This is a genomic window from Lacrimispora xylanisolvens, from assembly GCF_002934545.1.
Lineage (GTDB): Bacteria > Bacillota > Clostridia > Lachnospirales > Lachnospiraceae > Lacrimispora > Lacrimispora xylanisolvens.
The window spans coordinates 42,215-68,708 of record NZ_PTJA01000018.1 but is presented as its reverse complement, the minus strand read 5'-3'; the positions used below and the strand labels follow the sequence as shown (position 1 = coordinate 68,708).

At 41.5% G+C, this 26,494-nt stretch carries 11 protein-coding genes; 3 read left to right on the top strand and 8 right to left on the bottom strand.

Annotation, left to right across the window (positions count from 1 at the left end):
- Positions 1-167: 167 nt before the first annotated feature.
- Positions 168-1,502 (bottom strand): NADP-specific glutamate dehydrogenase, encoded by a 1,335-nt coding sequence (gene gdhA / locus BXY41_RS24735; protein ID WP_104439587.1) that lies wholly within the window; start codon positions 1,500-1,502, stop codon positions 168-170.
- Between the two features lie 174 nt (positions 1,503-1,676).
- Positions 1,677-17,057 (bottom strand): doubled motif LPXTG anchor domain-containing protein, encoded by a 15,381-nt coding sequence (locus BXY41_RS24730; RefSeq protein ID WP_104439553.1) that lies wholly within the window; start codon positions 17,055-17,057, stop codon positions 1,677-1,679.
- Between the two features lie 486 nt (positions 17,058-17,543).
- Here BXY41_RS24730 and nudC point away from each other — a divergent pair, with 486 nt between their 5' ends.
- Complete coding sequence (gene nudC / locus BXY41_RS24720; protein WP_104439551.1) at positions 17,544-18,410, top strand: NAD(+) diphosphatase; 867 nt, start codon at positions 17,544-17,546, stop codon at positions 18,408-18,410.
- Here nudC and BXY41_RS24715 read toward each other — a convergent pair whose 3' ends face one another.
- A complete protein-coding gene (locus tag BXY41_RS24715; RefSeq protein ID WP_104439550.1) occupies positions 18,411-19,043 on the bottom strand; it encodes a DUF3267 domain-containing protein in 633 nt (210 codons plus the stop codon).
- Positions 19,044-19,165: 122 nt separating this feature from the next.
- Between BXY41_RS24715 and BXY41_RS24710 the strand changes: the two genes are divergently transcribed.
- Positions 19,166-19,975 carry an MBL fold metallo-hydrolase gene (locus BXY41_RS24710; protein ID WP_104439549.1) on the top strand — a complete coding sequence of 270 codons (810 nt, stop codon included), beginning with the start codon at positions 19,166-19,168 and terminating at the stop codon, positions 19,973-19,975.
- An 8-nt stretch (positions 19,976-19,983) separates the two neighbouring features.
- Here the strand turns inward: BXY41_RS24710 and BXY41_RS24705 are convergent, their stop codons facing one another.
- Together BXY41_RS24705 and BXY41_RS24700 are read right to left on the bottom strand one after the other, a co-directional pair.
- Positions 19,984-20,460, bottom strand: a complete 477-nt coding sequence (locus BXY41_RS24705; protein ID WP_104439548.1) for a flavodoxin family protein — start codon at positions 20,458-20,460, stop codon at positions 19,984-19,986.
- Positions 20,457-21,020: a PadR family transcriptional regulator gene (locus tag BXY41_RS24700; protein ID WP_104439547.1), complete on the bottom strand. Its 564-nt coding sequence runs from the start codon at positions 21,018-21,020 to the stop codon at positions 20,457-20,459. The genes BXY41_RS24705 and BXY41_RS24700 overlap by 4 nt, the downstream gene beginning before the upstream one ends.
- 223 nt (positions 21,021-21,243) lie before the next feature.
- On the opposite strand from BXY41_RS24700, the gene BXY41_RS24695 reads away from it, so the two are divergent.
- On the top strand, positions 21,244-22,074 hold the full coding sequence (locus tag BXY41_RS24695) for a pentapeptide repeat-containing protein (protein ID WP_104439546.1): 831 nt from the start codon (positions 21,244-21,246) through the stop codon (positions 22,072-22,074).
- 18 nt (positions 22,075-22,092) lie between these two features.
- Here the strand turns inward: BXY41_RS24695 and BXY41_RS24690 are convergent, their stop codons facing one another.
- The 3 genes from BXY41_RS24690 to BXY41_RS24680 form a co-directional block, all read right to left on the bottom strand.
- Entirely contained in the window at positions 22,093-23,370 is a 1,278-nt protein-coding gene (locus BXY41_RS24690; protein WP_104439545.1) for a glycoside hydrolase family 140 protein, read from the bottom strand.
- A gap of 21 nt (positions 23,371-23,391) precedes the next feature.
- A complete protein-coding gene (locus BXY41_RS24685; RefSeq protein WP_104439544.1) occupies positions 23,392-25,245 on the bottom strand; it encodes a beta-glucoside-specific PTS transporter subunit IIABC in 1,854 nt (617 codons plus the stop codon).
- 202 nt (positions 25,246-25,447) lie between these two features.
- Positions 25,448-26,494, bottom strand: coding sequence for a LacI family DNA-binding transcriptional regulator (locus BXY41_RS24680; protein WP_170072589.1), 1,047 nt, complete (start codon positions 26,492-26,494; stop codon positions 25,448-25,450).

The following is a 26,494-nucleotide window of genomic DNA, read 5'->3' as shown; positions in this document are numbered from 1 at the left end:
TGCTTTCTGTTTTTCTAAGATAATTTTCAGGAAAACAATAAGGCGAAGAATACTCCGCCTCAAGCCTTACGGTTTATTATATACTAAAACATTTGAGAATTCCAGTAAAATTTTTGATGTTAATAAATTCAGGTCCGTACCTTCCAAAAAAAGGTACGGACCCGGTCTTATACGATGCCCTGTGCCATCATGGCTTCTACTACTTTTTCAAAGCCGGCAATATTGGCACCTGCCACATAATTTCCTTTTACACCATAGCGTTTTGCCGCTTTTGCAGTCTTCTCATAGATTCCTACCATGATGTCATGAAGCTTCTTGTCCACTTCCTCAAAGGTCCAGGAAAGTCTTAAACTGTTCTGACTCATCTCCAGTGCAGAGGTAGCAACACCGCCTGCATTGGCAGCCTTGCCAGGCATGAACAGCATACCATTTTCTAGGAAGAAATCGGTTGCCTCTCTGGTGGAAGGCATATTGGCACCCTCTGCAACTGCAAAACAGCCGTTGGCCTTCAGTGCCTTTGCATCCTCTAAATTCAGCTCATTCTGGGTTGCACAGGGAAGGGCGATATCACATGGGATTGTCCAGATTCCCTTTCCTTCTGTATATACGGCAGAAGCAACTTCATCGGCATATTCCTTAATACGGCCTCTGCGTACTTCCTTAATTTCCTTTATTACTTCAAGACGAATGCCGTTCTTGTCATAGATATATCCGTTGGAATCACTTAAAGCCACTACCTTGGCTCCCAGCTGGATTGCCTTTTCCGACGCATAAATTGCCACATTACCTGATCCGGAAATTACCACACTCTTTCCTTCTAATTCCTTGCCATTATGTCTGAGCATCTCATCAAGGATATAAATGAGTCCGTAACCGGTTGCCTGGGTACGCACCAGAGAACCTCCGTAGGTAAGTCCTTTTCCTGTAAGAACACCCTCATAAAGCCCGGTCATACGTTTATATTGTCCGTATAAAAAGCCGATCTCTCTTGCTCCCACGCCAATATCTCCGGCGGGTACATCCTGATCTGCACCAATATATTTGGATAATTCGGTCATAAAACTCTGGCAGAACGCCATGACCTCTCTGTCTGATTTGCCCTTGGGATCAAAATCCGATCCACCTTTTCCTCCGCCGATGGGAAGACCAGTTAAAGAATTTTTAAATGTCTGCTCAAATCCTAAAAACTTTAAAATACCCTGGTTTACAGAAGGATGAAGTCTCAAGCCTCCTTTATATGGACCAATAGCACTGTTAAACTGAACCCGAAATCCCTTATTAACTCTTACCTGTCCGTTGTCATCTACCCACGGCACACGAAATGAGATGATACGCTCAGGCTCTACCAGGCGCTCTAAAAGTGCGGCTCTTCTGAATTTTTCTTCATTTGCTTCAATGACAATGCGCAGAGAATCAAGAACTTCTTTTACTGCCTGATGAAATTCTACTTCTCCTGGGTTCTGCTTTACGACTCTGTCATAAACTTCATCCACGTAAGACATCATTTTCTTTCCTCCTAAGATTATAAATAATACAGAATTATTAATAAAATAAAGTTATTCCAAATGTTAAAATAAGGCCGGAACCCCTTAAAGTTCCGGCCTTATCTCCCCGCCATAACTTTTTAAAATTATAGCAAGTTAATTTAGTAAAGTCAATAAACCATTTCCTATATTTTACTTATCTGGCTTCTTTTTTTTATTAACAGCCGCATAGAGCGCCAGCATGAAGCCCGACAGTGCCACCATCACCTTTCCAGCATTGGACTTTCGTTCCCCTGTCTTAGGTAATTTTGCCAGAGGCACATTCCCATCATCAATTGTAACGAAATCAATCTGGCTGTCTCCCGGCATATTTGCCAGCGGAACCGGATCCGGTATAATGGTTACAGTACTTTGAGGAGTTCTAGGACTTGGACCTGGACCATCATCATCTCCTCCATCCCCTCGGATTCTTTCATCCTGTACGGTAATTGTAAAGCTATTGACGCCGTCAAGAGTCAGAGGTGTAATACTGGAGTTAATCTGATATCCGTATGGTGCTCTCGTCTCCACAAATGTATACGTGTCTGCGGGCAGACGTTTTATTGAATATTGACCGCTGCTGTCTGTTTCAAATCTGGTAGCCTCTTTCTCGTTGGCTGTATATCCGGCAAAGGAACCATTATTCAGTTTCACATAACCATCTTTAGAGGCCTTTACAATAAACTCTGCCCCACCCAGTCTGATATCTGCAAACACCGCATTGGTCTTAACTACAATTACCTTAGATGGCTGATTTTCAACTGCCCCCTTGGTTTTTTCAAATAAAGCAGGTTTCACATAAAGCTCACTGGTTTCAGACTGGCTTAAGGTAAATTCTCTGCTCCATGGCTGAGTTCCCAGTAAATATCCACTGGGCGCTTTCGTCTCTGTGATCCGGTACGTTCCATAAGGCAGGTTTGTAATTACTGCCTTCCCTGAAAGTGTGAAGACAATGGAACTGCCATTTACATTCTCTGGCGTCCAGGATGCTCCATCAGAAGCTGCCAGACTTCGATAACTGTCCCATGCTCCCGGTACCATGGTAGATACATTGGTAAGCGTAAATTCTGCCCCAGCCAGCCTTTTATTTGTATCTTCACTGTCTACCTTTTCCAGGCTCATGCTTCCCGTACTGATCTGATTAGTTACGGTTAAGCTTGCCTCAGAATCGTTATCTACCGAAACTGCCTTGCTGTTATCCTTTAGAATGCTTACCTTCCCTTTTTCATCCACTCTGATATAGAACGGTTCAATGGAATCATAGCGGTCGGTGGCAGCCTCTCTGATCTGGTAATCTCCGTGTTTTAAACCAAGACTTATAGTACCGTCATCCCCTGTAACAAAGGTACCGTTTCCGGCATCCGGCAGGGTGTGGAACCGGCTGGCTCCGAATACGGATAAAATTCCGTTATCCTCATACTTACCAGGTCCCAGGATATAAAAGCTGATTCCGCTTATGCTTCTTTTCAGATTATCAGTCTTCTTCAGCTTTATAACAAACTGTGCCCGGTCATTGACTACCTGGTTATCTTCGTTCAGCTTCGCGTTCTTCTGGTCTGCAGAGAGCGTAAATTCAAATTCTGCTTTCCCGTTTAAGCTTAAATAACCCTCCGGTGCTTTTTCCTCTTTCAGCGTGTAGGTGCCATAAGGTATATTGCCAATATCAACGTGACCGCTTAACGCTGTAAAGCGAATGCTGTCTCCGTCTTTTTGTACATCCCTGATTCCCATGGCCTCCAGTTCTTCCACACTGGTTTTAAGCAGCTTATCAGCGAAATCTTCATATGTCCCTTCGATCTGTGTGGTTCTCTTCGTTATAGAGAATTCCGCTGACGGAAGAAGTTTTTCTGTCACTCCATCCACCTTGTCAAAGGTCAGGTTTCCGGTTCCATAATCATTGAAGACAAATTCACTTCCATCTGTTGTTACGTTGCTGCTTTCACTGTCTGCCTTTAAAGTGACTTCATAGACCCTGCTGCCGGCTTCAAATCCCGCTGGTGAAACCTTCTCTTTCAAATAATAAGTTCCAAGAGGAAGCATCTGTGACTCACCCAATCCGTCAGTTCCAGTTGTGATGGTACCTGCCAGTGCCGTTAATCCCTGATCAGAGTAAATATCAAATACTGCTCCGGAAAGACGCATTTCATGGTTGTGGGATGCAGCCTTATTAATACGTATCTTAGCCCGCTCTCTTGCATCAAATACCTGGATCCTGTCTGTATTACCAGTTTCCAGTACGGAAATTTCCGTATCCGCAGACACACTGTAGTTTTCCGGGGCTTTTATTTCTTTTAAAACATAGTTTCCTGCAGGCAGGCGTTTTACCGTTACCGTACCGCTGCTGCTGGTTGTAAAGGAAGATCCTTCCTCTTTTTTGTCTGTCAGACCGGTAAAGGAGTTATTGCCATCAAGGCTTACATACTTTCCTTCTGGTGTCATTAAAATAAATTCAGCATTGGAAAGCAGAGCATTTGTTGACTTATCCCGTTTCTCAATTGTCAGTTCATGAGGTGTATTAATAACTGCCTCACTTCCTGTCAGACTGATTCCTTCCGGTTCTTTCAGCTCAAACTCTTTTATAAACCCATAATCACCGCCGAAGAGATATCCAGCTGGTGCCTGAGTCTCCTTCAGTGTATAGGTTCCGTATGGTATCTGAGTCAGTTTTCCCTGTTTGGAATCTCCCAGGCCGTCTACCCGGAATGTTACGGAGAGGACATCTCCATTGGTTTTAGTTGTAACGTTAGAAACACCGGATCCTGTCACATTACCATTACTCAAATACTTTTTAAATGCTCCTTCTACCAGTGACGTACCGCTGAGTTCAAACCACGCTCCCGTAATAAGACTCTTACTTTCCCCATCCATTTTCTCAATCACAATGGGAGCAGTCAGCACGTTGTTTGTTACAACCACATTGATTGTCTTCTGTTCCTGACTATCAAGAACAATATCCGTCCTGTCTTTAGCGTTTAGCAGTGATACCGCTCCATCCTGCCCAATTCTGACATAGAACGGCTCTATTGCCTGATATCCAGGAGCTGGAAGCTCTGTAAGCTCATAATCGCCGTAAGGCAGATTCCAGGTTACAACGCCATCATTACCAGTCTGTTTTACTTCATAACCGGTATTCTCCGGATCATTTACTTTAAACTTGTTTCTGCTAAATGGATTCCAGGTATTGCTTTCATACTTACCTGGCCCTGAGATGGAAAATGAAATACCCTTTACTGCTTCATTTCCGGCGTTATCCGCCTTTCTGATGCTTAAACTGTATTCTGTTCTGGTATTCTCAATTACATTTCCTTCTATATTGTTTAATTGTGCCTTCTGCCCATCCAAAGTGATTTCAAATGCGGTTTCTTCCAGTTTCTTTGAGATATCATATCCGTCAGGAACCTGGATTTCCGAAAGAGTATAGCTTCCAAGGGGTATTCCCGTAATATGAACCGATCCGTCAGTAACTTTAAAACTAACGCCCTGACTGTTCTCTTTCACATCAGTTATTCCCATAGATAAGGCATCTTTCTTCATTGATGCAATCATAGCATCCCATGCATCTTTCACCACATCACTCTTTTTATTAATCTGAAATGAAGCACCGGCAATTTGTTCTTTGGTAATCCCGTCAATCTTTGTAAAATCAAGTGAACCGGCTATATAAGAATCCTCTACTGTAACCGTACTTGGAATGGGTTCAGCCTCTGTCTTAAACTCTTTACTCTTAAGAACCCATGCCTTTTGACCCTGAACCTGATAGGAATCCATTGCTTCCATATCACTGGACACAGCATCAGAAAGCTGATAACCTGCAGGAGCGCCATCCTCAACAATGATATAGTTCATGTAATACAGAAGTTCTCCTGCATTCCACACTGCTTCACCGTCTGTAAGCGTTGTTTTACCTTCCGAAGCCGGAGTCTTCAGCACGTTTGTATTGGTGATTATTGTATTACGTAAGGAATCCATTTCCTGGTTTGTAAAAGGACCATATACCGTAAAGTGAGCTCCTTCAACCGGATTTTGAGCTTTGTTTGTTTTCTTTACTGTTACACTTCTGTAAGGTACAAAGCCTATGTCCTTGGTTGTATCGTATTCCCCTGCTGTTGACCATAAGAAGAAATCTTCTGAGGAATATCCGTTTTTCGTTTCATTAAAGTTGCTGTCACGGCTTTCGTCGTAATTGGCTCCACCCTCCTGCAATGTCTTTGGAACTCTGGATCTGCCAGCTTTTTTATTCTCTCCATCCGGCAGCATATTGGGCTTTGCGAGTTTTAATATCAGATCCTCAAAGCCTTTCGGCATCGTTCCTTCGTTCACTTCAATTTGATAATGAGCCGGATCATCTCCCTTTAAGCTGTTTAATTTCAGTGATGTGCCGCTGTACCATTTATCCTGTATGCTCTCCGTGATTTCTGAGTCAGGGAGATCGTAAGGCTTAGCCGGAGTCAGGCTGTCAAATAAGAATCTGGCATCTCCCGTTCCCGGTACCATAGAGGTCTGATCATCACCATTTTTACTAAACTTCATCAGGCTGACCTTAAAGTAACCACTTTGTAGCAGTGGGAACAGGTCGGTAAGCAGATGATCCTTGTTAACACTTTCATTCTGTATTCCGTTGTTGTCATCATCAATCCAGATTCGTCCCGATACCTTCACTTTTCCAGGAACCAGAAGCACCTGTACGGAATTGCTGGTCTGCACCTGTGAAAACGGCTTTTCTATGCTCTCAAGACTTGCTTCTTTATAACTATAGGCAGTTGCAAAATCATTGACAGCATATCCGTAAGCAACATCCTCCAGCTCTTTTGCCGTACTGTAAGGCACCACGGTCTTGTAGGTAACAACCAGATTCTCTCCTGGTGCCAGATAAAATTCAGGATCTGTAATCTTAATGCGAATGGCGGTAGGATCACTGGAGCTACTGGACCAGAATCCTGAAGTATTATTTAACATTGCATTCTTTCCGGCAACTGCCGTATCCCGATTATCAAATGTTTTATTGGAATACGAGATCTCATAGTCAAAGCCCTGAACTTTTCTTCCTGAACTTCCGGTATCTTTTCTGTTTTCAATTTCAATAGACTGAATGCTGTCATATTTCAAACGGAAGTCACTGATTCTTTCAAAATTACCGGTACTGTAATCTCCTTTTACCGGCAGAATATCCATAAGCTGCAGCTGGCTGACATAGTCCTGTGACGATGCATTGTTTACCATAAGCCGGTATAATACAGTACCATCATACTGTGTAAGCTCGGTATCCTCTGCTGACTTCGCCACCTTACCCGTGGTCGTACCGGAAACATATCTGGTATCCAGATTACCCTTTACTTCTTTATAGAGCTGGATACCCGTTCCGGTGCTCATGGTATTCTCTGCGGAATCGGAAGCGTAACCGTAGCTGCGGTATTTTTCATCCGGCAACAGCGCTCCAGACGGTAAATCATTGCTGGGCCACTTGGTACCTGAGCTGGTATTAATCATAAAGGAGGCACCGGTATGGTTCAGTGAAAATGCCGGCTGCAGCACATCGCTTGTTACAAACAGGGTGTTTAAAATGTTCTTGCCATAATTAATAATATTTCCTGCAACTTTTGCTTTTACCGATACTGTAACGGACTCCCCTTTTTGCAGATTCCCATTCAGACGTATAAACAATGTCTCACGCCCTGTTTCAGGATCCACTTTCCGGACTGTCTTATCAATGGTCACACCATTGGGGGCACGATCCAGTGCAACTGCCGTCAGCAGTCGATCCTCGCCTGAAGTTTCTCCGGAAACTGATACACCTAAAGGAACCAGATCAATGAGAACCGGCTTCTGGATTGGTGCAATTCCTTCATCACTGCTTGTGGTTGCATTGGTTACAGTAAGTGTATAGGTAAGTTCATTACCTGGCTGTACTCCCTTAACAGGATTTACATTTTTACTTACTGACAGGATTGGAGCCTGGCTTTGCACTACGGAAATATCACATAAAGCCTCTGCCTTGCTGGCATCCTGACCGGAATTTAAGGTTCCATTTACATCCCACTTCCGGTATTTCATAGATACATCCGCTTTGTTACGGATATATTTAATATCTTTTTTGTAGCTTCCGTCAGCAAGAGTTGCATCCTGACGATTCAGTTTTGCTGTAACAGCAATCGTTCCAGGTACAAAATCCTGCCCCAGTGTATAAGCGTTTTTGGTAGATCCCTTTAACGTCTCATCCCGGTAACTGATTTTAAATGATTTGACTTTCCTGCTGCCAACAGGTTTTATCTCACCAATCTCACCATCCCCGGAAACTCTTACGGTCTGCACCGTTCCAATCTGGCTTCCGTCAAATCCATAGAAGGTAACATCCGCCATAATGGTTCCTGTTTTTCCTTCCTTCAGCCGGTTTACCTGAGCGGCCTTGCCTGGCTTAACAGAAAGAATGGTATACTTTTCGTTGCTGTATTCTTTTTCATCAAGAACATTTTTACCTGTATCAAGCATTGTCAGTCCCTGGTCGGTGACTTCGTACTGATCAAGAGGAATGGTATTAACTGCTCCTGGTGTAAGGGTGTAGGTAACCACCTGACCGTCATTCCACCATAAATCTTTTAAAGAAGTAGTCTGAGTGGACTTTTCAAGATTTACTCCTGTCTTCTGCTTCACATTGGTAAATTCTAAGGGTGACGGAATATTTCCTTTTTCAATGGTTACTTCCTTTTTATAAACGGTTCTGTTGTCATCCGGATTAATTACATATCCATCTGCATTTGGCGTAATAGATGTCTCTTCTATCTCATAGGTTCCGGGAAGCAGCATAACTGTGGTTCCGCTTTCACCATAAGGTACTGAAACAATATCTCCCGCCTGTTTTCCGGTCTCTTTATTTGTTACCTTTACAAATGCGTTTATTGCAGAGGACGGATTATCCTGTTTATTTATATCATTCTTAAACAGTTTTAACGGCAGCGCTTCCTGATTATGAACCGTAAACTGATAGACTCCCGGTGCTTTGGTATTACGATCAGAAAGCACGTATAAGTCAAGGTTCCGTATGGTCTCCCCATTCTTATTTAAATCTGCGGTCACGGGAAGAATAGTTCCGCTTCCCCCATTAAACGCCTCCAGCCGGAAGGTATCAAATCCATGATCCTTTACAGGCACTTCATATAACCCGTAGGAATATCCAGATTCCTGTTTCAGACCCCGGAAAGAAAGTTTACCCTGGGCGTCGGTGGTTCCCTCTGTTACATAGTTCCAGGTATCGCCGGCCTCTTTTTTATAAAGCTCAAAGGTGATTCCAGCTTTTCCTGCCTCTGTTTTACCATCTCCGCTGTATTTGGTAATCTGGAAATCAATGCCGCCCTGATTTTCTACGGTAATCTCTGTAGTCTTTCCGGTCTCAGCTGTCAGTCCCTGTTCCGGAACTGCTGTCCCAATGGTTAAATATCCCAGAGGGGCATTTGTCTCCTTTACATAATAGGTCCCCGGATTGAATTTCTTTGTAGATAATAAAAACTCATAAATACCGCTTGTTCCGATTTCTTTAAAATCACCTACATAGGATGTCAGTGCCTGATCGGAATATAAGCTGAATCCAGCACCGGTCAGCTTCTTTGTAGAATCTGCTGCATCAACTTTCGTTATGCGGATTTTTGCTTTTGCATACTGATTCTCAACTCCTATGGCAACCGGAGTCTTGGTGGTAAAATCTGAACCTGTTCCTGCCTGGATATAACCATCCGACCATAGTTTTCCATTGGTTACTCCTGATTCTCCAGTCAGCATCCAGTCTGGATTTTCCCGCTCTTTTACATAATAGGCTCCGCCTTCCGGATTCTGAGCCAGCTGAATCTTACCTTCTGCGGTATAATAGCCGTCTGCTGCCACAAAGTTATGAATCGTTACAGTAACTGGCTGGTTATTCTCATCATATACCGGCTTATAGTCCTTTTGTGCATCAGAGTAGGTATAAACATCAAACACAACCTGAGACGGAAGTTTATCTTTCATATCCTGGTCATTTATAAACCCATCTCCAAAAATAAGTTTCTTTGTTATTGTCAGGGTAACCTTTTGCCGATTCTCAAAGGTTACTTCTGTATTTTGATACGTTCCGGTCATATCTCCGGTTACAGCCACCACCAACGGTGCGGTGCCAACGGTATATCCATCAGGCGCTTTTGTTTCTGTAATGCGATACCAGCCTGGCTGACAGTTCTTAAGGATATAAGATCCATTTCCCTGATCTTCCAGTGTTTTTGTCAAAGCTGTAAATCCATCCCCTGGTTTATCGTAAGCAGGATCTTCCACATTACGCAGAACACCTCCGTCTAGATCCGTACCAGTTCGGAACTTCATGTATTCCAGGCGGAACTCTGCTCCTTTCATGGAATCACCGCTTTGCTTATCCTCACCATCTGTCTTATGTAATGTAAGCTGTGCAAGTCTTGGGTTTCTAACGGTCAGTGCAGCCAGAGGGCCAGCGATACCGTCAGCAACCGGAACCAGAGTGACTTTGTTACCGTCTGCAACCGGCTTATAACCAACGGATACGGATTGTTGTTGGAAATAATTATCCGTTGCCGTATTTTCAGCGCTGCTTCCCAGCTTCTCACTGAGCAAAGTATAGGTGCCGCTGTCAAGTCCGTTTAATGCAGCAACATATCTTCCGTCTCCCTGCTTTTGTGTGACAGCCGTAACCTGACCGCCTGAAGGAGTCTTTAATGTAAATGTAATACCAGAAAGTCCTTCTGGCCGCTCTCCGTTCCATGCAGTTTTTTCAATCTCAAGCATAGGCTTTTTCGGATTGTAAACAGGTACTGTCAGTGATGTGCTGGCTACGGTAAAATACCTCCAAAGCCCGTTGTCACCGGTATACATGGTAATATATTGTTTGTTCTGTTCCTTAGTCAGCGTTTCCTTCATTCTATAGAGGCCGGAAGGAAGTCCGCCGGGTATTAAAATCTTGCCGGTACTGTCTGTTGTATAAGTGCCATATTTCTTATAATCATATCCAGATGTATTCCACTGATATTGCCAGACTTCAAACCCAACCCCTGAAAGAGGGGTTTTCTGAATATTCATCCCGTCCAGTTCATCATCTGTTTTCTGGAATGTGCCTGTATCCGGGGTATAGCCATATTTCTTAATAGTTACCGGATATTCTTTGGAAACCTTGTTAATCAGCCTGAATTCAGTTGCTTTCCCGGTATCCCAGAAATACTGCTCATCAATATAATCCTTGCTAATTGGAACTGTCACGTTTAAAACATGAAGCGTTGCATCCATCGTAACCTTAGATGGTGCATAAATCTCTTCCAGTCCCAGAACCAGCTTAACCGGGTCTCCTTCTGTATTATATTGAAGGATATCTTTTGGATTCTTACCCAGTTCAGTCAGCTTATTGCTTACTTCATCAAGCCTGATTGTTTTTGAAAGTGCATAACCAGTTTTATGAGTGCCATCAGATTCCAATCCGGTTTCCACCACATCAATCGGCAGAAGTTTTTCATTATTTTCCGGATCAAGCAGCCATATCTGGAATTTTGCTCCGCCAAGCAGGCTATATTGCTTTTCAGCAGTTTCCAGCCATTTATTTAAGGCTACCTGAAAATGATAATTTTCAAGTCCCGTACCTCCGCCAGAATGCTGATTGGTAATGACTGCTATCTTTTCATTTCTTCCGCTTTGATAAGAATGACGGATTTCATCATATCCGCTATATCCCCAATGATCCGGTACAAATACGGCAGCGATTTTTCCGCCTTCTTCCAGAACATATCCTGGTGCGGCCTGATCCTCAACCAGCCAGTATACATATCCGTCATCCAGAATCGTAGTATCAAACTGTCCATCCTGACGTTTACCTGTCTGGGGATCAATACGGGTGCCGCTCTCATACTGGCCCTCTGTCTCAAATCTGCTTCCATCTGCTAAATCCTTCATCTGGATGGAGGCTAAATTCCTGGTGTCATCAAGCATTTTATAGAGAGTAAATCTTGCACCGTTAACCATGTGGCGCTCATCATGGGTTCCTCCGCCAAACGTTATCCCATCACAGGTTTTCCATACGTTAAACTGAACCCAGGATTTATAATTGAAAATTGGATCCGTATATCTGACCAGTGAATCTACATTTGCCGGAAGGTCTTTACCACTAAATGAAACTGCATTATACCGGGTCTGTAAATCTGCAACAGAAAGGCTCTTTGCTGGCTGACCATTCTCTAGTGGAAGCGGTTCTTTATTGCCCATATTTAATTCAAAAGACAATTTGGATTCACTCATTGTAGGAACCCGCACTTCAGCCACATAATACGTATCTTTACGATCAATATCGTTGAATGTGGCAATACCATCAAATTCATTTGTTACCTGTGTCTGCACAAAATCTGCAATACCCGGCTGATCCCGGTTCACTTTATAAAGAGCCAGGTTTACATTTCCTAACGCCCTGTTCACCTCATAGAACTGATCATTCCAGCCATCACGCCAATACTTCTGAGTACGAATGGTCAATTTGGGCTCATCTTCAATAATAAGAGGTGTGCCTGATGGATCTCCGTTTACAGTGGAAATAGTTTTCCCCTCTGTTAAAGTGGTGGTCAGAACATCATAAGATGGTAGATATCCTGAAGGTGGAGTGATTTCGGCAATCACGTAAGGAATCCGGTTGCCGCTGTCATCAAAAATACGCAGTTTACTGCTGTCAAAAGTCACCTGCCCATTAGTACCGGATGTCTTTGTCTGAATGGGGTTTTTAATACTGTTTGCCCAGTCAGCTTCACGGAACTGAGATCTTAAATAGATCCCAAAAACAGCACCACTTACCGGTGTTTTTCTTAAAGCATCTCGTTTGGTAACCATTACTCTGCCACTATTCTGATAATTTTCCAGAGACTTGCTTCCATTCAAATAAATATTTGAATTTTTTTCAGCTGTTGTCTCTGCTGCTGTTACAGTCGCAGGGCCGTAGTAAACCGTCCCATTCTGAATAATATAACCCTCATACTGTCCATCTGCCTTGTTGTTCATCAGAAACAGAGGATTAATAATATCAGAACTCAGAATTTCCTTAAAGTAATAGGTTCCCGGTGCCATAACCGTATCTGTATTGGATACGATTGTATTTTTACTGTCTGGAAGCGTAACCGCTGTAAAATGATCTCCATCTTTCTGATACACTTCAAATGTGATCTTTACACTATTATCGGCACTTCCATTGGAATTATATTTTACCTTTTTAAGATTAACGGTTTTAAAAGGCTTATTATAAAATTTTAAATGAGTGGTTGTGGCCGGATACCAGAACCATTCTTTCAGCAGTTCTCTGTTTATGGGGCCATTGGGAGTTGTAAACTCACTGATTTCTGATCCAACATAATTATCCGGCGCCTTTACTTCTTCTACCCGGTACTTTGTTCCTGGATCCAGAGAGATAAAAGTACCATCCAGGGTAACGTCTCCCTTAAATACTTCCACACCATCAGTAACCCTGGTAATTCGAAATGTTGCTGTTATTTTTTTACTGTTATCCGTTACGTCATACTTCTGAAGCCAGTAGGGCACTTTCTGAGGTATGTTATATGCCTTTACATTGGCATCAGACTCCCGGCTGACAGTATAAGGACCAATGAGAGGTGTTTTTATGCCATTAACAACTGCGTCATCAATATTTTTCTCTGCCTCATCTGCCTCCAGGCGATCTGCACTTCCTGATTCACTCCAGTAATAATCTTTGGTAATATCCAGATTGCCAGCAGTAATGATACCATTTTGATCTGTGACATAGATTTTTCCAGGAGTTACTTCGCTGTAATTTTTTTGATTCTTATCAGCAGCATACAGCTTAAACTGGTAACCGGCATTGGAATTACCTGTATTAATCCAGCCGGATGACCACTGGTTTCCGAAGGACCAGGTTTCTTTCTGAAGCTTAAGAATCGCCTGTCTGTTATTTTTTATTTCAACTGAAGCTGTTTTTAATGGCACCAGTGTAAATTCTTTACAGAGATAAGTTTTGCTGTTTTTTGTTTCAGTAGTAAAACCGCTTTCTGCAGGATTTCCATCCGAATAACCATCCGGAAGTTCTTCCACTACCCGGTAACGGATCACGCGGTTACCATTATCATAAACAGGAAGAACTGCTTCAAAACCACTGTTACCATCCAGTGAATAGGTTTCCCTTGAATTTACGGAAACCCTGGTCCAGCTGCTGCCATCCACAGTCGTTTCGAACCAAAAATGGTTATCAAAATTCCCTTTATACTGCTGTGGAACAGACTGATAAGTCCCATCATCCTTTTGGAGCAGTTTTGTTACCTGAACCTTTGCCTGATTTAAAGTATTAACCAGGTAATTGCTGCCTTCCTTTAAAACAGATGTTTCCCCTCTTTTAACAGTAACCGGATACTCTCTGGTGTCTATGATATACCCGTTTGCACTCTTTTCCTTAATTACATATTCTCCGGGAGTAACAGGCTTAAAACGTACCAGACCATTTTCATCTGACTGAACTGTTGTTACCTCAGTTAATGTACCGTTATCCTTTGTGTAAAGTGTAAACTGCGCACCTTTTAAGGCATTTAAATCGCTTTCTTTTGCGTCTACGCTGTCCCAGGTACGTGCCTTCTTATAAAATTCAATTGCACCTTTTCCTACAACGTTATTAACGACTTTAACTTCTTTATTCTCTCCAGCCTTAATGGTAAATTGAATCTCCTGGCTGTCTTTAAAGGTCTTAGAATCCACAACTGCATAACTGTATTCTGTTCCTGCAGGCTTCTTTCCTTCCTTAATCACATAAGTACCAGGATCAGCCTGAATCTGAATAGATCCTCTGTCTCCGGTTGTATATGAGATTGTTTCACCAGCTTCACTGGATGGATTAACAGCTATAGTTCCTTTTTGAATACTTTTACCGTTTGGATCTAACACCGTATAGTTGTCATAAGGTGTCTGGTTTCCCTGGGCATCTACGGAATAAATCTCAAATTCAGCAGATCCGGGATATTCTTTTTCCATTGTCAGATCATACGGTTTTAAAACTCCAATTCCTTCATCCAGCAATTTGGCTATCTGAATGACTGCTGGTTTATTAACCTCATGAACCGCTACCGCAGCTTCAGAATCATCTTTCATAACCTGGCTGGTTCCCAGCTTTACATATTCCAGATGTGCCTGGTTTAAAACAGTAAATACAGACGATTCATTCACACGAGGATCATTGTATTTTAAAACAAAGGGTTTAAATGGATACCTGGCTGTAACCAGATAGGAACTGTAGGTAGGTGCCAGATCCGATACATAAATATGATCAGCCCCATTTTGCCCCTGTGTCTTATAACTGTTTATAACAATAGAACCATCTTCCTTTTGATCGACTGGAATGCTGTTTCCATCGCCCCATGTTACACGGACAGATACAGGCTTCATCTCTACAGGAGAATCCGGTGTTGTAATAGAGAGTTTATCTGTAATATGGAAGGAGCCTTCCTTGAATCCAGTACGTCCATAAGTCTGATAAATGGTCCCGGCCGAATCTCTGGAAATCACTCCCGGATTTCCATACATACCCACCTCAATCAGATAAGTGATTTCAACATACTGAGGATTTCCTTCATCATCCCTTATGATTGAGTAAGCATGATCCTCAGGTGTTACACTCTTTTTAATATGCCACTGATCATCGGATATTAATTGGAGCTGGGTCTGTGACGGCTGTGTGGCATAAGTAACGGTTGGAATATTTCCCGGATAAGTAACTTTATCTTTATCCGTTTTATCCTCTACCTTAACATCAGCATGAAATGCAACGCTGTTGTCTGGAAGGGTAAAGGTTTCTCCTACCGCTCTTTTACCATTTCCGTCTATGTATGCGTTAATTATAATATTATCTGATTTACCAGGGCGTATGGAATGATTTTCGTCTCCCACCTGAATTTTATATACGTTTTTCTCACTGTCTGAGGTATCCAGTTCCACTTTTCCGCTCTGCTCCTCCAGGGTGATTCCAGCAGGAACAGTAAAATAAATGACAGCATTTTCATAAGTTTCAAACAAAGACAGTTTTCCGCCTGCTGCATATTCATAAAGAGGTGCAGCCTGCATGGTATAAGTGATGGTATAAGTAAAAAGTTCCCCTGCCTTTATTTCTCCTGTCATACTCTGATCAAGATTAATTTCTACCGTATCTTTTTTATCAGTCGCATCTTCTCCATAATAGCTTAATGCTGTTTCATAGGGTGAAAGCTTCGCCTCATCACTTACTTCCATATTCAACAATGTGATTCCATAGCTTGGAACTACCATAGAGAACGAAGGTTGAACAAATAAGGAAGTCAGGCTAAAACCATTGTCTTCTTCACTGCTAACTCCCATTAAGGCAGACTTTTCATCACCTGATAATACCTTTCCATCACCAATAGACACAATATCTGCACTGTCAAATTGTTCCGGCTCAGAAGCAGCCTCTGAAGGAGTGGCAACAGTCTCCTGTGCTTCTGAAAGCACTGGAACCTGATGTCTTGAGATAGAGAGCTGCTGACCACTTATCTCATTTTTGCTAACAGTCAGCTCATTACCAGATACGGAATTACCAGAATCATTACTTTCTTCCTCTGGCTCAGCTTTTTCTGTTTTTACCTCTTCCTGTTTCACATCCTCTGTCTTTTCTTCTCCAGTCTCTCCTGAGATGGATTCCTGAGATTCATATTTACCTGTCTGTGTTTCTACAGCTTCCGATTCATTCTCCGTTGAGGAATCAGCTCCGGTTTCTGAATTTTCAGTACTGCTGTCCTCCTTAGTACCGGAAGTCGTTTCAGCAGCCTGTGTTTCAGCAGCCGTTTCTTCTATTGTCTCTGCTTTTGTTCCTGCTGCCGCAGCTGCTCCTGTAGAGCCTCCGGTTGAATTATTCAAACCATTCTGCAGTGTGGCTTCCTCTGAATTCTCTCCCACAACCGCATATTCATCCATCTGGGCATCAGTGACAACAAAATTATCACTTACTATCCTTAGACGGAATTCGCATTCCCGATCTTTATAACCATTCACACCAATAATCTGAACGCTCTGAAGAATAGATTCCTGTTTAATACGGTCTGATTCATCAGTCTCAGAAAAGGGCTCATCACCAAGAACATCGGAAACAACCACAAGGTACATGGCCCTTCCTTCTTTTCTCTGGAGAATTAAGGTTTTTCCTTCCAGCTCTTCATACAATTTTTCCGTAACCAGATCTTTTTGCTCCCCTTTAAACGGAATCAGATCTTCTTTTAACTCAGGTCTTCTGTCAGCATCCTTTTTAAGGATTTTTTCTATGGCAGACTGGGTGACTTTGACATCAATAACCTGTTTTGCCTGTGATGGCGTTGCTTCTGACGGAGATGCCTTGGATGCATTGGATGGACTTGCCGTATTTCGTTCTGTATACTCTCCCGCATAAACCGTAATTGCGGTAAGCTGTGATACATTTCCCGAGACAATGGCAATTGTTAACAACCAGGCAAGTACCCGCTTAAAGCGATGTATTTTTTTCATTGCTCCCTTCATTTTCACACCCTCCTATATATTTTTTACTCTTTCTAAATTCGTCTTCTATTTTAAGCCATGAGATGGCAATATTTCCCTCTTTCTCAGTATACATGAGACCGGTTACAAGCCAGTTATTTTTGGTTACATAATCATTTTTAACCAATTAATTTTTATGCTTATTTTCTCACTACTTTGTATGTATTTTTCCTTAAATCAAGTACAATTTTTATCACTTTTTAACACAAAATTATAACTTGATTCTAACTGTTAACTTAACAAATATATGTTGTTTACATTTATTGTTCTGTGTGATAAAAATAACATATAAGTTGTTCTTTTAGTTTGGTAATTACCAAACACGGGGATATTATAAGGAGATGTCATGACTGTTGAAGAAAAAATGAGAATTGCTATTAAAGCTGCCATCTTGACAGAACGCCTGATTAATTCTAAAATAGATCCAACTGACTAATTTCTAATTACAAAAAAGAAGGTCTTAAACATATGATACAAGATATTTTTCCCCACGTATTTCATAACGAATTTGAAGTAAAATCACCTGCTGAAGACAGCTGTTTTTTCTATTTTTCAGAAGGGAGCATCTGTCTGACAGAAGGCAAATCCAATACAATTCCCCGATTCTCCGCATTAGAAGATGAGGTTCGAAACCGATTCATGTCCCATTGTGATTATTTATTTTCCATCGATCAGATGGATTTTTTTCTGGTAGACGAAACCAGCGTATCACTGACTGATACCCCCGGAATCAGTCTTTTCAAAAGCAGCATATTGCGGGAATTAACCCCCATGTGGGTTTCTTTCTCAGCTGTGTGTGCCTCCCAGCTTCACCGCTTCTACTCATCTAACCGCTACTGTGGTTGCTGCGGATCAGAGATGATTAAAAGCAAAAAAGAACGTTCTATGGTTTGTTCTTCCTGCGGTAACACCGTCTATCCAAAGATTGCACCCGCTGTCATTGTCGGCATTATTCACGACGGAAAGCTGCTGCTTACGAAATATGCAGGCAGGGAATATACACGCTATGCACTTCTGGCTGGTTACACAGAGTTTGGTGAAACCTTAGAGGATACGGTAAACCGGGAAGTCATGGAGGAAGTGGGTCTGCGTGTAAAAAATATACGGTACTATAAAAATCAGCCATGGGGCTTTTCAGATTCCATTTTGATGGGCTATTGGGCCGAGCTGGATGGTTCTCCACAAGTCACGCTGGATGAAACAGAATTATCCACAGCTGTCTGGATGGCTCCTGAGGATATCCCCGATGATTTTACCAATATCAGCCTGACCCATGAGATGATTCTATTGTTTAAAAATGGTAAAATAAATGAAACCCAGGAGGAAAAAGCCTGATCAGGCTTTCCTTCCTGGGTTTCTGTAAAAGGTTGCATATCCATTTGCAATAAGAATTCCATCTTTAGGAACCTGTGAAAGAATTAGTATTACATTTAGCATATCAACACACGCGCCTCCAGCATTGAAAACGCTTAAAAAAATGAGATAACCACTTAATCCACCGAAAACAGCTAAAAGAAATGGTACTGCAAATGAGAGAATAAAAAGCGGCATAAGTGATATGACTACCATTCTTTTTCTGGTAAGGATTTCTTCGGTAAATACAAAACCAAACAGTCCATTAAATCCCCAATAAGTCTTATCTGACTTCCTTATTCCTGGTATAAATGCCGCATGAATCAACTCATGAATGAAAAGATATAAAATCATTCCTAAGAGATAATATAAAATCTCGATGCCTATGGTAATTTCCAGGGAAAACCCCTGCTGTCCGGAAAGCAGATTCTTAAATGGCGGATATAAAAAATAACACCATACCGTTGCGGATAACATCAGAATCAGACTGATTGGCATAGACCATAATATTGCTCCCGATACAGACCTTGGTTCTTTTAAACGAGACCAGCCTTGCTCTTTCAGCTCCCTGGTTTTGTCTTCATTCTCCAGTGGTATTTTCTTAATAAATTTCATAGTTTGTCACCTCAATTATTGCATAATAGTTCTTATATATTATATATCGCTTTGCAACAATATTAAACAGTGATATTCCCGAATTTTTAACGTATATAATTTCAATAACAAAGGAGTTTTTTATGAAATTAACCGTTTTAGTTGATAACAATACATTAATTGATCAATATCTTTTAGGAGAGCCTGCTGTCAGTTATTATATCGAAAATGATGATGAAAAAATACTGTTTGACACAGGATATTCTGATGTGTTTATCCATAATGCAAAAAAACTACATATAAATTTAGCTGATATCACAAAAATCGTTTTTTCTCATGGTCATAATGATCACACAGGTGGGTTTCACTTCTTAATTGATCAATATGATTTATCTCATGTTGAACTTTTATCCCATCCGGACGTTTTTAAGTCAAAGATAGAGTCTGGTGAAAATATCGGTTCTAATCTTACAGAAAATACGGTAAATAAAATCTGTCATTTATCTGTCACAAAACGTCCGTTTTCTATCAGCAATCATATTGTTTTCTTAGGAGAAGTACCCATAACTCACTCTTTTGAGGCAAGAGCTCCCATAGGGGAGAAAGAAATATCCCATAGTTGTTATCTCGATGATTACGTGATGGACGATTCTGCCCTTGTTTATAGATGCAGCAAGGGGATCTTTATTATTACAGGCTGTTCTCACAGCGGTATCTGTAATATTATCGAATACGCTAAAATCGTTTGTAAAACCGAAACCGTCTTAGGAGTAATTGGAGGTTTTCATCTTTTTCAAACAGGCACAAGGCTTGAGCAGACAATTCAGTATTTTCTCGATAATAACATTCAGGAATTATACCCTTGCCATTGCGTCTCTTTTAAGGTTAAAGCCGAAATAAACAACCACATCCCCATCCATGAAGTGGGTGCTGGACTAACAATCACGATTTAACATTTGACTTACGACAGCGTTGCAGCCCATTTTGCCGCGCTTTCAATGCATTCGGGGTTTTTCTTAGGTTCCACAAATGCTATCTCACCCACAAATTTATTCTCAGGCAATGCCTCCTTTAGCTTTGCAAAACACTTTGCTGCACCTCCCCCGCCATGGCTTGCAAATATTGCAATCTTTTTATTAACAATCTTATAATCGTTAACAAAACTTCTGATAGGTGGAGCAAATGATCCCGCCCAAACCGGTGTTCCAATGATGATTGTATCATAACCGCTCAGATCAATGCTTTTGTTTGTCAGCGTCGGCTTATCTCCAAAAACAACACTTTTACCACCCCAGAAATACTTTCCAATCCCCTCTGTGGGATACTTCTTACTTGTCTTTAACTCAATAACGTCCGCATTTAAGGTCTCTCCAATTTTTTCCGCTATCAATTTTGTATTACCATCAAAAGAAAAATATACAACTAAAGCACTCTTCATAATGATTCCCCTTTCTCAATTATAATTTTCTTTGCTTCTACAGCCCAATCCTTCATCGCAGAATAAACATGTACACCACACAGCGCAGTCAGATGGCTATAAGTAAAATCGATCCCCTCACCCGTTAACTGGCTAAGATTCTCCATACAATCTTTCATTTCTTTTACCAGTTCTTCATTTCTCCTGATGAAATCATCCAGATGTCCGATTAACACTTCCGATTCAGTATTCTCTCCAAAAGAGATCTTAAGTAGTATTTCATAACGAAGCTTTTCGATCTCCGGTTTTTCGCGCAGCCATTTTGAAAGTTCTTTTCTGCCTTCATCGGTAATGCTGTAAACGATTTGTCCCCGTCCGTTACCATGTTCTCCCTTGTCAGAGCACACAGCCAGTCCCTGGGCAACCAGTACCTTTAAAGTGGGATATATCTGTCCATAGCTTTCCTGCCAAAAATGACTGTATTCATTTTCCAGCCATTTTTTAATAGTGTAACCGGTCAGCGGCATACGGGCAAGCATTCCCAGTATTACATATTTTGACTTTCCAGTGTTTTCCTTCATTTGTATTCCTCCTGGGTTTATATAGCATAATGATATATCATATTGATATATAAATCAAGTGAAAATTTCAACAAAGTATAAAGCTGAATGTCCTTATCCATTCTCATTCTTCTTTTTATGGTATGAAGAGAATGGTAATAGACTGGTACCTATGATATAATATCCACCAAAAGACAGTAAATTAAATACCCAATACAAAAAGATTTTTTAAGGCGGCGACAAATTGACAAATAAAAAAACAGAAAACAAATACGCTGATTACGCGTTAAAACTAAAAATAGATTGTAAAAATTGCAGCGGTTTATGCTGTGTTTCTTTATACTGCATAAAGACAGATGGATTTCCTGCAGATAAAGAGGCCGGAATTCCGTGCGCATATCTCAACTCTGATTATGGATGTAACATACATTCCAAGCTAAGCGAAAAGAATTACAAAGGCTGTATTGCTTATGACTGTTTCGGCGCGGGACAAAGAGCCACTCAACTCTGTCTCACAAATGGCACCTGGAAAACAAATCCCAAACAGGCAGACATAATATTTGAAACGTTTATGATTGTATTTCAGCTCCATCAGATGCTATGGTATTTGATGGAAGCATTTCAGTTAACATCCGATAATAAATTGGAATCAACCATAGATCAACTGATACAGGAAAATGAACAGATAGCAGAAATGCTTCCAGAAAATTGTTCAAAGACAGACCTTTCAGCATACCGGTTAAAAGTAAATACCGTTTTAAAACAAATAAGCAGCGCTATATCAATCAGTACATCAACAAGCAGGCATTCAGACATGATGTATCTGGGGAAAAATTTTAAAAAAGCAAATCTGGACGGAAAAGATTTTAGTATGTCACTGATGATTGCCTCCAATTTTACAGGGTGCAGTTTAAAGAAAACCAATTTTTTAGGTGCCGACATCCGTGATGCCAACGTTAAAGATACGGATTTAAGTGAGAGTATCTTTTTAACACAGATGCAGATCAACTCTGCAATCGGAAATAAAAACACCAGGCTGCCTGACAATTTAAGCCGTCCGGCAGCCTGGTTCTAACAATGTTAATACTATGTTCTAATATCTTTCAAGTACAATCAACCCGTCACCTTTAAAATCATGCATGGACACAGAGGTTTCTCCGACCTCAGGCGTCAGCCTGACTCTGGCGGTTCTTCCAGTAACCAGATCCACCGCTTTGCCGTAATATCCGTTCAGTTCCTTTCCGATCACAAGCTTTGTTGTATAAGGAACATAGATAAGATACCGCTCATCATTGGTTACAGCCATCCGAATCTGCTCTGATTTCTCAACTAAGAGCTTCTGTGCAGGGATTAACTCTTCAATACCATTGGCTTCCAGAAAATTAGCAATAAACCCGTAATCCCAGGCACCTGGAAAATGAATTGCCTCCCAGGCAGGGAACGCTTCATCAAACCCTTCACCCAATACAGGATTGGCTTTCTTTCCTGTTTTTTTCCAGTTCCAGACTCCATGGGCACCATACGTAACCCCGGCACAGGCTCCAGACAAAATTCCGCTCCACGCCGCCTTACGTAAGTCATAAGGCTGAAAACGTCCGTACATCTTCCGGCTGTATCCCATCTGCTCATAACAGGGTTCTGCGTTTACAATCGGTTTTACCGGATAATCCCTGTAGAATTTTTCAGCAAGAAGATAAGCCATATCCTGTCCTTCTGCAAAATGCCCTGACTGGTACATATAAAAATCCAGGCGGTCTAAAAACTGTTCCGGTATATAATCATATCCCCTTTTAATATGCATGGTTTTTAATGATTGGGGAGATTTCTCACATACCATTTTAAGCGCTGCTTCATAATAAGAAACTGCCTCTTCCGTATCAAAATCCGTATCCCCGCTGACAACATAGATAGGATCAAACTCATCAAATACGTCCACTATTTTTTCTGCATAAGTACTGACAAATTCCTCCGGCATTACATTTAAATCCACCAGTCTGCTTCCCCAGGTTCCTGGAACATAATTAAGCCACAATACCACCAGTGCCAGCTGAAATCCTTTATCAACAGCCATGCGGCACATCTGTCGTGCTCTTTCATAATACGCTTCATCCCACTTGGTAAAATCAAATTTCTGACCATCCTCTGTGTAAAACGGATATACCCCCACATCGGACATACATCTGTCCCATTGCGGCATTGTATTAATCTGCAGCACATTGAATCCCTGAACCCAGCGTCTTTCCAGATAATCTTCCCACTCCTCCAATGTAATTGAGGTAAATGCGCTCCATACCGTATCTGCCAGATAAAAGAAATTCCGACCCTCCAGTGTAAAACCCCTCTTGTTTTCATGTATCTTAAGTCTGCTCATGGAAAACCTCCAAATCTTCTATTACCTGGGAATACAACGAATCATACAATTTCCTGCCACAGCCTTTTTTTCCTCTGTAGTTAAAATATCTGCATAATCATTGCTGTTTGTTACCAAAACCATAGTAGTTACATCGTAACCTTCCTGCCTGATACTGTTTAAGTCCGCCTTGATAAGAAGATCGCCTTTCTTAACCCTGTCACCAGTTTTTACGAAAAGCTCAAAAAATTTACCTTCCAGTTTCACCGTGTCTAAACCAACATGAATAAATACCTCAGCCCCCTGATCCGTCATCATCCCAACTGCATGATGATATGCAGTTTCAACTGTTCCATCACAAGGAGCATAAAATGTGCCGTCATCCGGTAAAATTGCACTGCCTTTCCCTAATCCGCCTCCTGCAAATACAGGATCCTTTACTTCAGATAATGAAAGGATGGTTCCGTTTACAGGTGCTGCTAATTCCTCTTCCTGTTTAACCACATCGGCTGAAGTCTCTGTTATTGTTTCTTCAAGAAGCATATCGTCGCTAAATCCAAACAGATACGTACATATGGCAGAGCCAAAATAGGCGATCGCGCATGCCGCACAGAATCCTGCAAACCCCACTCCAATATAACCGGTTAAGGTTAGAAGGCTGGTTCCTAAAACGGTAGGAGCTCCTGCACCAACTGCTGCAGTGATTGCTCCTGCAATACCGGAGAAAAATGCCCCGATAAAGAACGGCTTTTTGTATTTTAATGTAACTCCATAAATGGCTGGTTCTGTAATACCCGCAAGTACTGCTGAAAGTGCTGCCGGTCCGGCAATATCTTTCACTTTTTTATTCTTAGTCTTTAGAAATACTCCCAGCGCAGCTCCCGCCTGAGCAAAATTGTTGGGCCCAGTTATAGTAAACAGCGTATCTCTTCCATACTGTGAAATGTTATTAATAACAATGGGAATAAATCCCCAGTGAAGTCCAAACATAACCGCAGCCGGCCATACAAGTCCCAGAATAAAGCCTGCAATAATCGGATTGACAGAAACAAGAGCTGTATAACCTCCTGCCAGCATTTTTCCCGCAAAATCAGAAACCGGTCCAATTACCAGGAAGGTAGAAGGAACCATAATGACAAGCGATAATAAAGGTGTAAAGATATTCTTAACTATATCCGGAAGAATACTCCTAAGCCCTCTTTCCAGCTTAGAAAGTACATAAACGGAAAGAATAATTGGAATTACAGATGAAGTATAACTTACAAGGACCACCGGAATATTTAAAAATGTCAGAGACTCCTTTGCTGCAAACGCAGCAGTTATGTTGGGATACATCAGTGCCGAAGCAATTGCCACTGACACAAACGGATCTGCCTTAAATCTTTTTGCTGATGTATATGCAAGGAAAACCGGAAGAAATGTAAATACCCCATCTGCCGCGGCAAATAAGATCCGGTAGGTTCCCATATCCGTTGACATCCAGCCCATTGTTGTAAAAAGAATCAGGAGTCCCTTTAGTAAACCGGCTCCCGACATTGCTCCCAGTATTGGCGCAAAGATTCCGGAAACTGTACTCATGAACATGTTAATGATATTTTTATCACCACTCTTTTTATCATCCCGATCCATATCCCCGGCCTTAATGGATGACGTTGCTAATATAGCATCATACACATCCCCTACTGCATTTCCAATCACCACCTGAAGCTGACCGCCAGCCTCCACCACCGTTATAACTTTTTCCGTCTGGCTCAGCCTTTTTTTATCAACTTTAGCCGGATCTTTAATCTGGAATCGCAGTCTGGTTGCACAGTGTACCAGGGAATTAACATTACCCGCTCCCCCTATGCTGGCCACAATCTGTTTTGCCAGCTCATCGTAATTTTTCTTAGCCATGATTATCCCTCCTGAGATTGAGTCATACCTTTCATACCTTCTTTGTATCTCGTTTTGTAAACTCATACTAACACCCGCTTTTTTCTCAATCAATCCCCCTCGGACATTTCTCCGTATCAATCAAAACACCCTAGAAAACCGCCACGTTTTTCCATATTTTTTATGCATTTATGATAAATTTTTAAATTTTATTTAAAAACTATTATTTGTAAATGTACTTGTTTTTATCAAATACGCTTTCTCCCTCCAGCAGTCTGGTTTTGTAATAAACCCGAACCATCTCCCCTTCTTCACTTTCCATATGCCTGATCAGATGACTCATGGCTGCTTTATGCCTCATTGTATGGGTTCCCTTTATCAGTGTAAGATTTATTCCTGGTATGCTAAGATTGGGAAGTGCATCAAACCCGATTAAGGAAATCTCTCTAGGTACCCGTATATTCCGTTCCAAAAGAGCTTTGCTTACTCCCAGGGATACCACAGAGCTTTCCAGAACAAACGCAGTTGTTTTTCTGAGACCTCCATCCAGATACCGGTTCATAGCTTCATATACTTCATCAATCTGATTTCCTAAGCGGATGATGCGGCTGCTTCCGTCTCCACAGTGGCGTTTCTCCATTTCCTCTGCAAATGCTTCTCTGCGCTCTGTAAAATTAAAGATATCAACCTTTTCTGCAAGATAGGTAATATAGCTGTGCCCTTTATCAACGAGATAATCTACCGCTCTGCAGATTCCCTCTTTATTATCAATCAGAAAGCTGTCCATCCCTTGTTCATAGAACAGATTGTCTCCCACCACTACAGGAATCTTAAGCTGGCCAAACGGATAAATATCACTGTAATTCATTTCCGCTGCCATCATATAGATTCCCTTTATAGTTCCGTTTCTGCATTTATCCAGCAATTTCTCCAGACTTCCTGTCTTTTCATAAAACTCCTGGTAATCAAACCGGTATCCCGCTTTATTACAGATGTACTCAAAATCATCAAAAAGCAGAGGGTTCCGTTTATTTTCCCTCTGCTTTAAAATAATTCCATGCTTAATATAGTTAAGCATCAGCACAGTTCCCTTACTTTCGGTATACTCTGCCCTTAACCTGCTGTTATTCTTCTCTTCTTCCATCAGAATATAATTCTGAATCCGCTTTCTTGTTGAGGGTTTAACCCCGGGCTTATTATTTAATGCCAGAGAGACGGTCGCCGGTGAAATTCCCAGCGCCGCCGCAACATCCTTTGCTTTCAGCCGCAT

What these genes read in the sequence shown, in the direction of transcription:
- gdhA (WP_104439587.1), bottom strand. Translation starts at nt 1,502, where the DNA reads ATGTCTTACGTGGATGAAGTTTATGACAGAGTCGTAAAGCAGAACCCA.
- BXY41_RS24730 (WP_104439553.1), bottom strand. Translation starts at nt 17,057, where the DNA reads ATGAAGGGAGCAATGAAAAAAATACATCGCTTTAAGCGGGTACTTGCC.
- nudC (WP_104439551.1), top strand. Translation starts at nt 17,544, where the DNA reads ATGATACAAGATATTTTTCCCCACGTATTTCATAACGAATTTGAAGTA.
- BXY41_RS24715 (WP_104439550.1), bottom strand. Translation starts at nt 19,043, where the DNA reads ATGAAATTTATTAAGAAAATACCACTGGAGAATGAAGACAAAACCAGG.
- BXY41_RS24710 (WP_104439549.1), top strand. Translation starts at nt 19,166, where the DNA reads ATGAAATTAACCGTTTTAGTTGATAACAATACATTAATTGATCAATAT.
- BXY41_RS24705 (WP_104439548.1), bottom strand. Translation starts at nt 20,460, where the DNA reads ATGAAGAGTGCTTTAGTTGTATATTTTTCTTTTGATGGTAATACAAAA.
- BXY41_RS24700 (WP_104439547.1), bottom strand. Translation starts at nt 21,020, where the DNA reads ATGAAGGAAAACACTGGAAAGTCAAAATATGTAATACTGGGAATGCTT.
- BXY41_RS24690 (WP_104439545.1), bottom strand. Translation starts at nt 23,370, where the DNA reads ATGAGCAGACTTAAGATACATGAAAACAAGAGGGGTTTTACACTGGAG.
- BXY41_RS24685 (WP_104439544.1), bottom strand. Translation starts at nt 25,245, where the DNA reads ATGGCTAAGAAAAATTACGATGAGCTGGCAAAACAGATTGTGGCCAGC.
- BXY41_RS24680 (WP_170072589.1), bottom strand. Translation starts at nt 26,494, where the DNA reads ATGCGGCTGAAAGCAAAGGATGTTGCGGCGGCGCTGGGAATTTCACCG.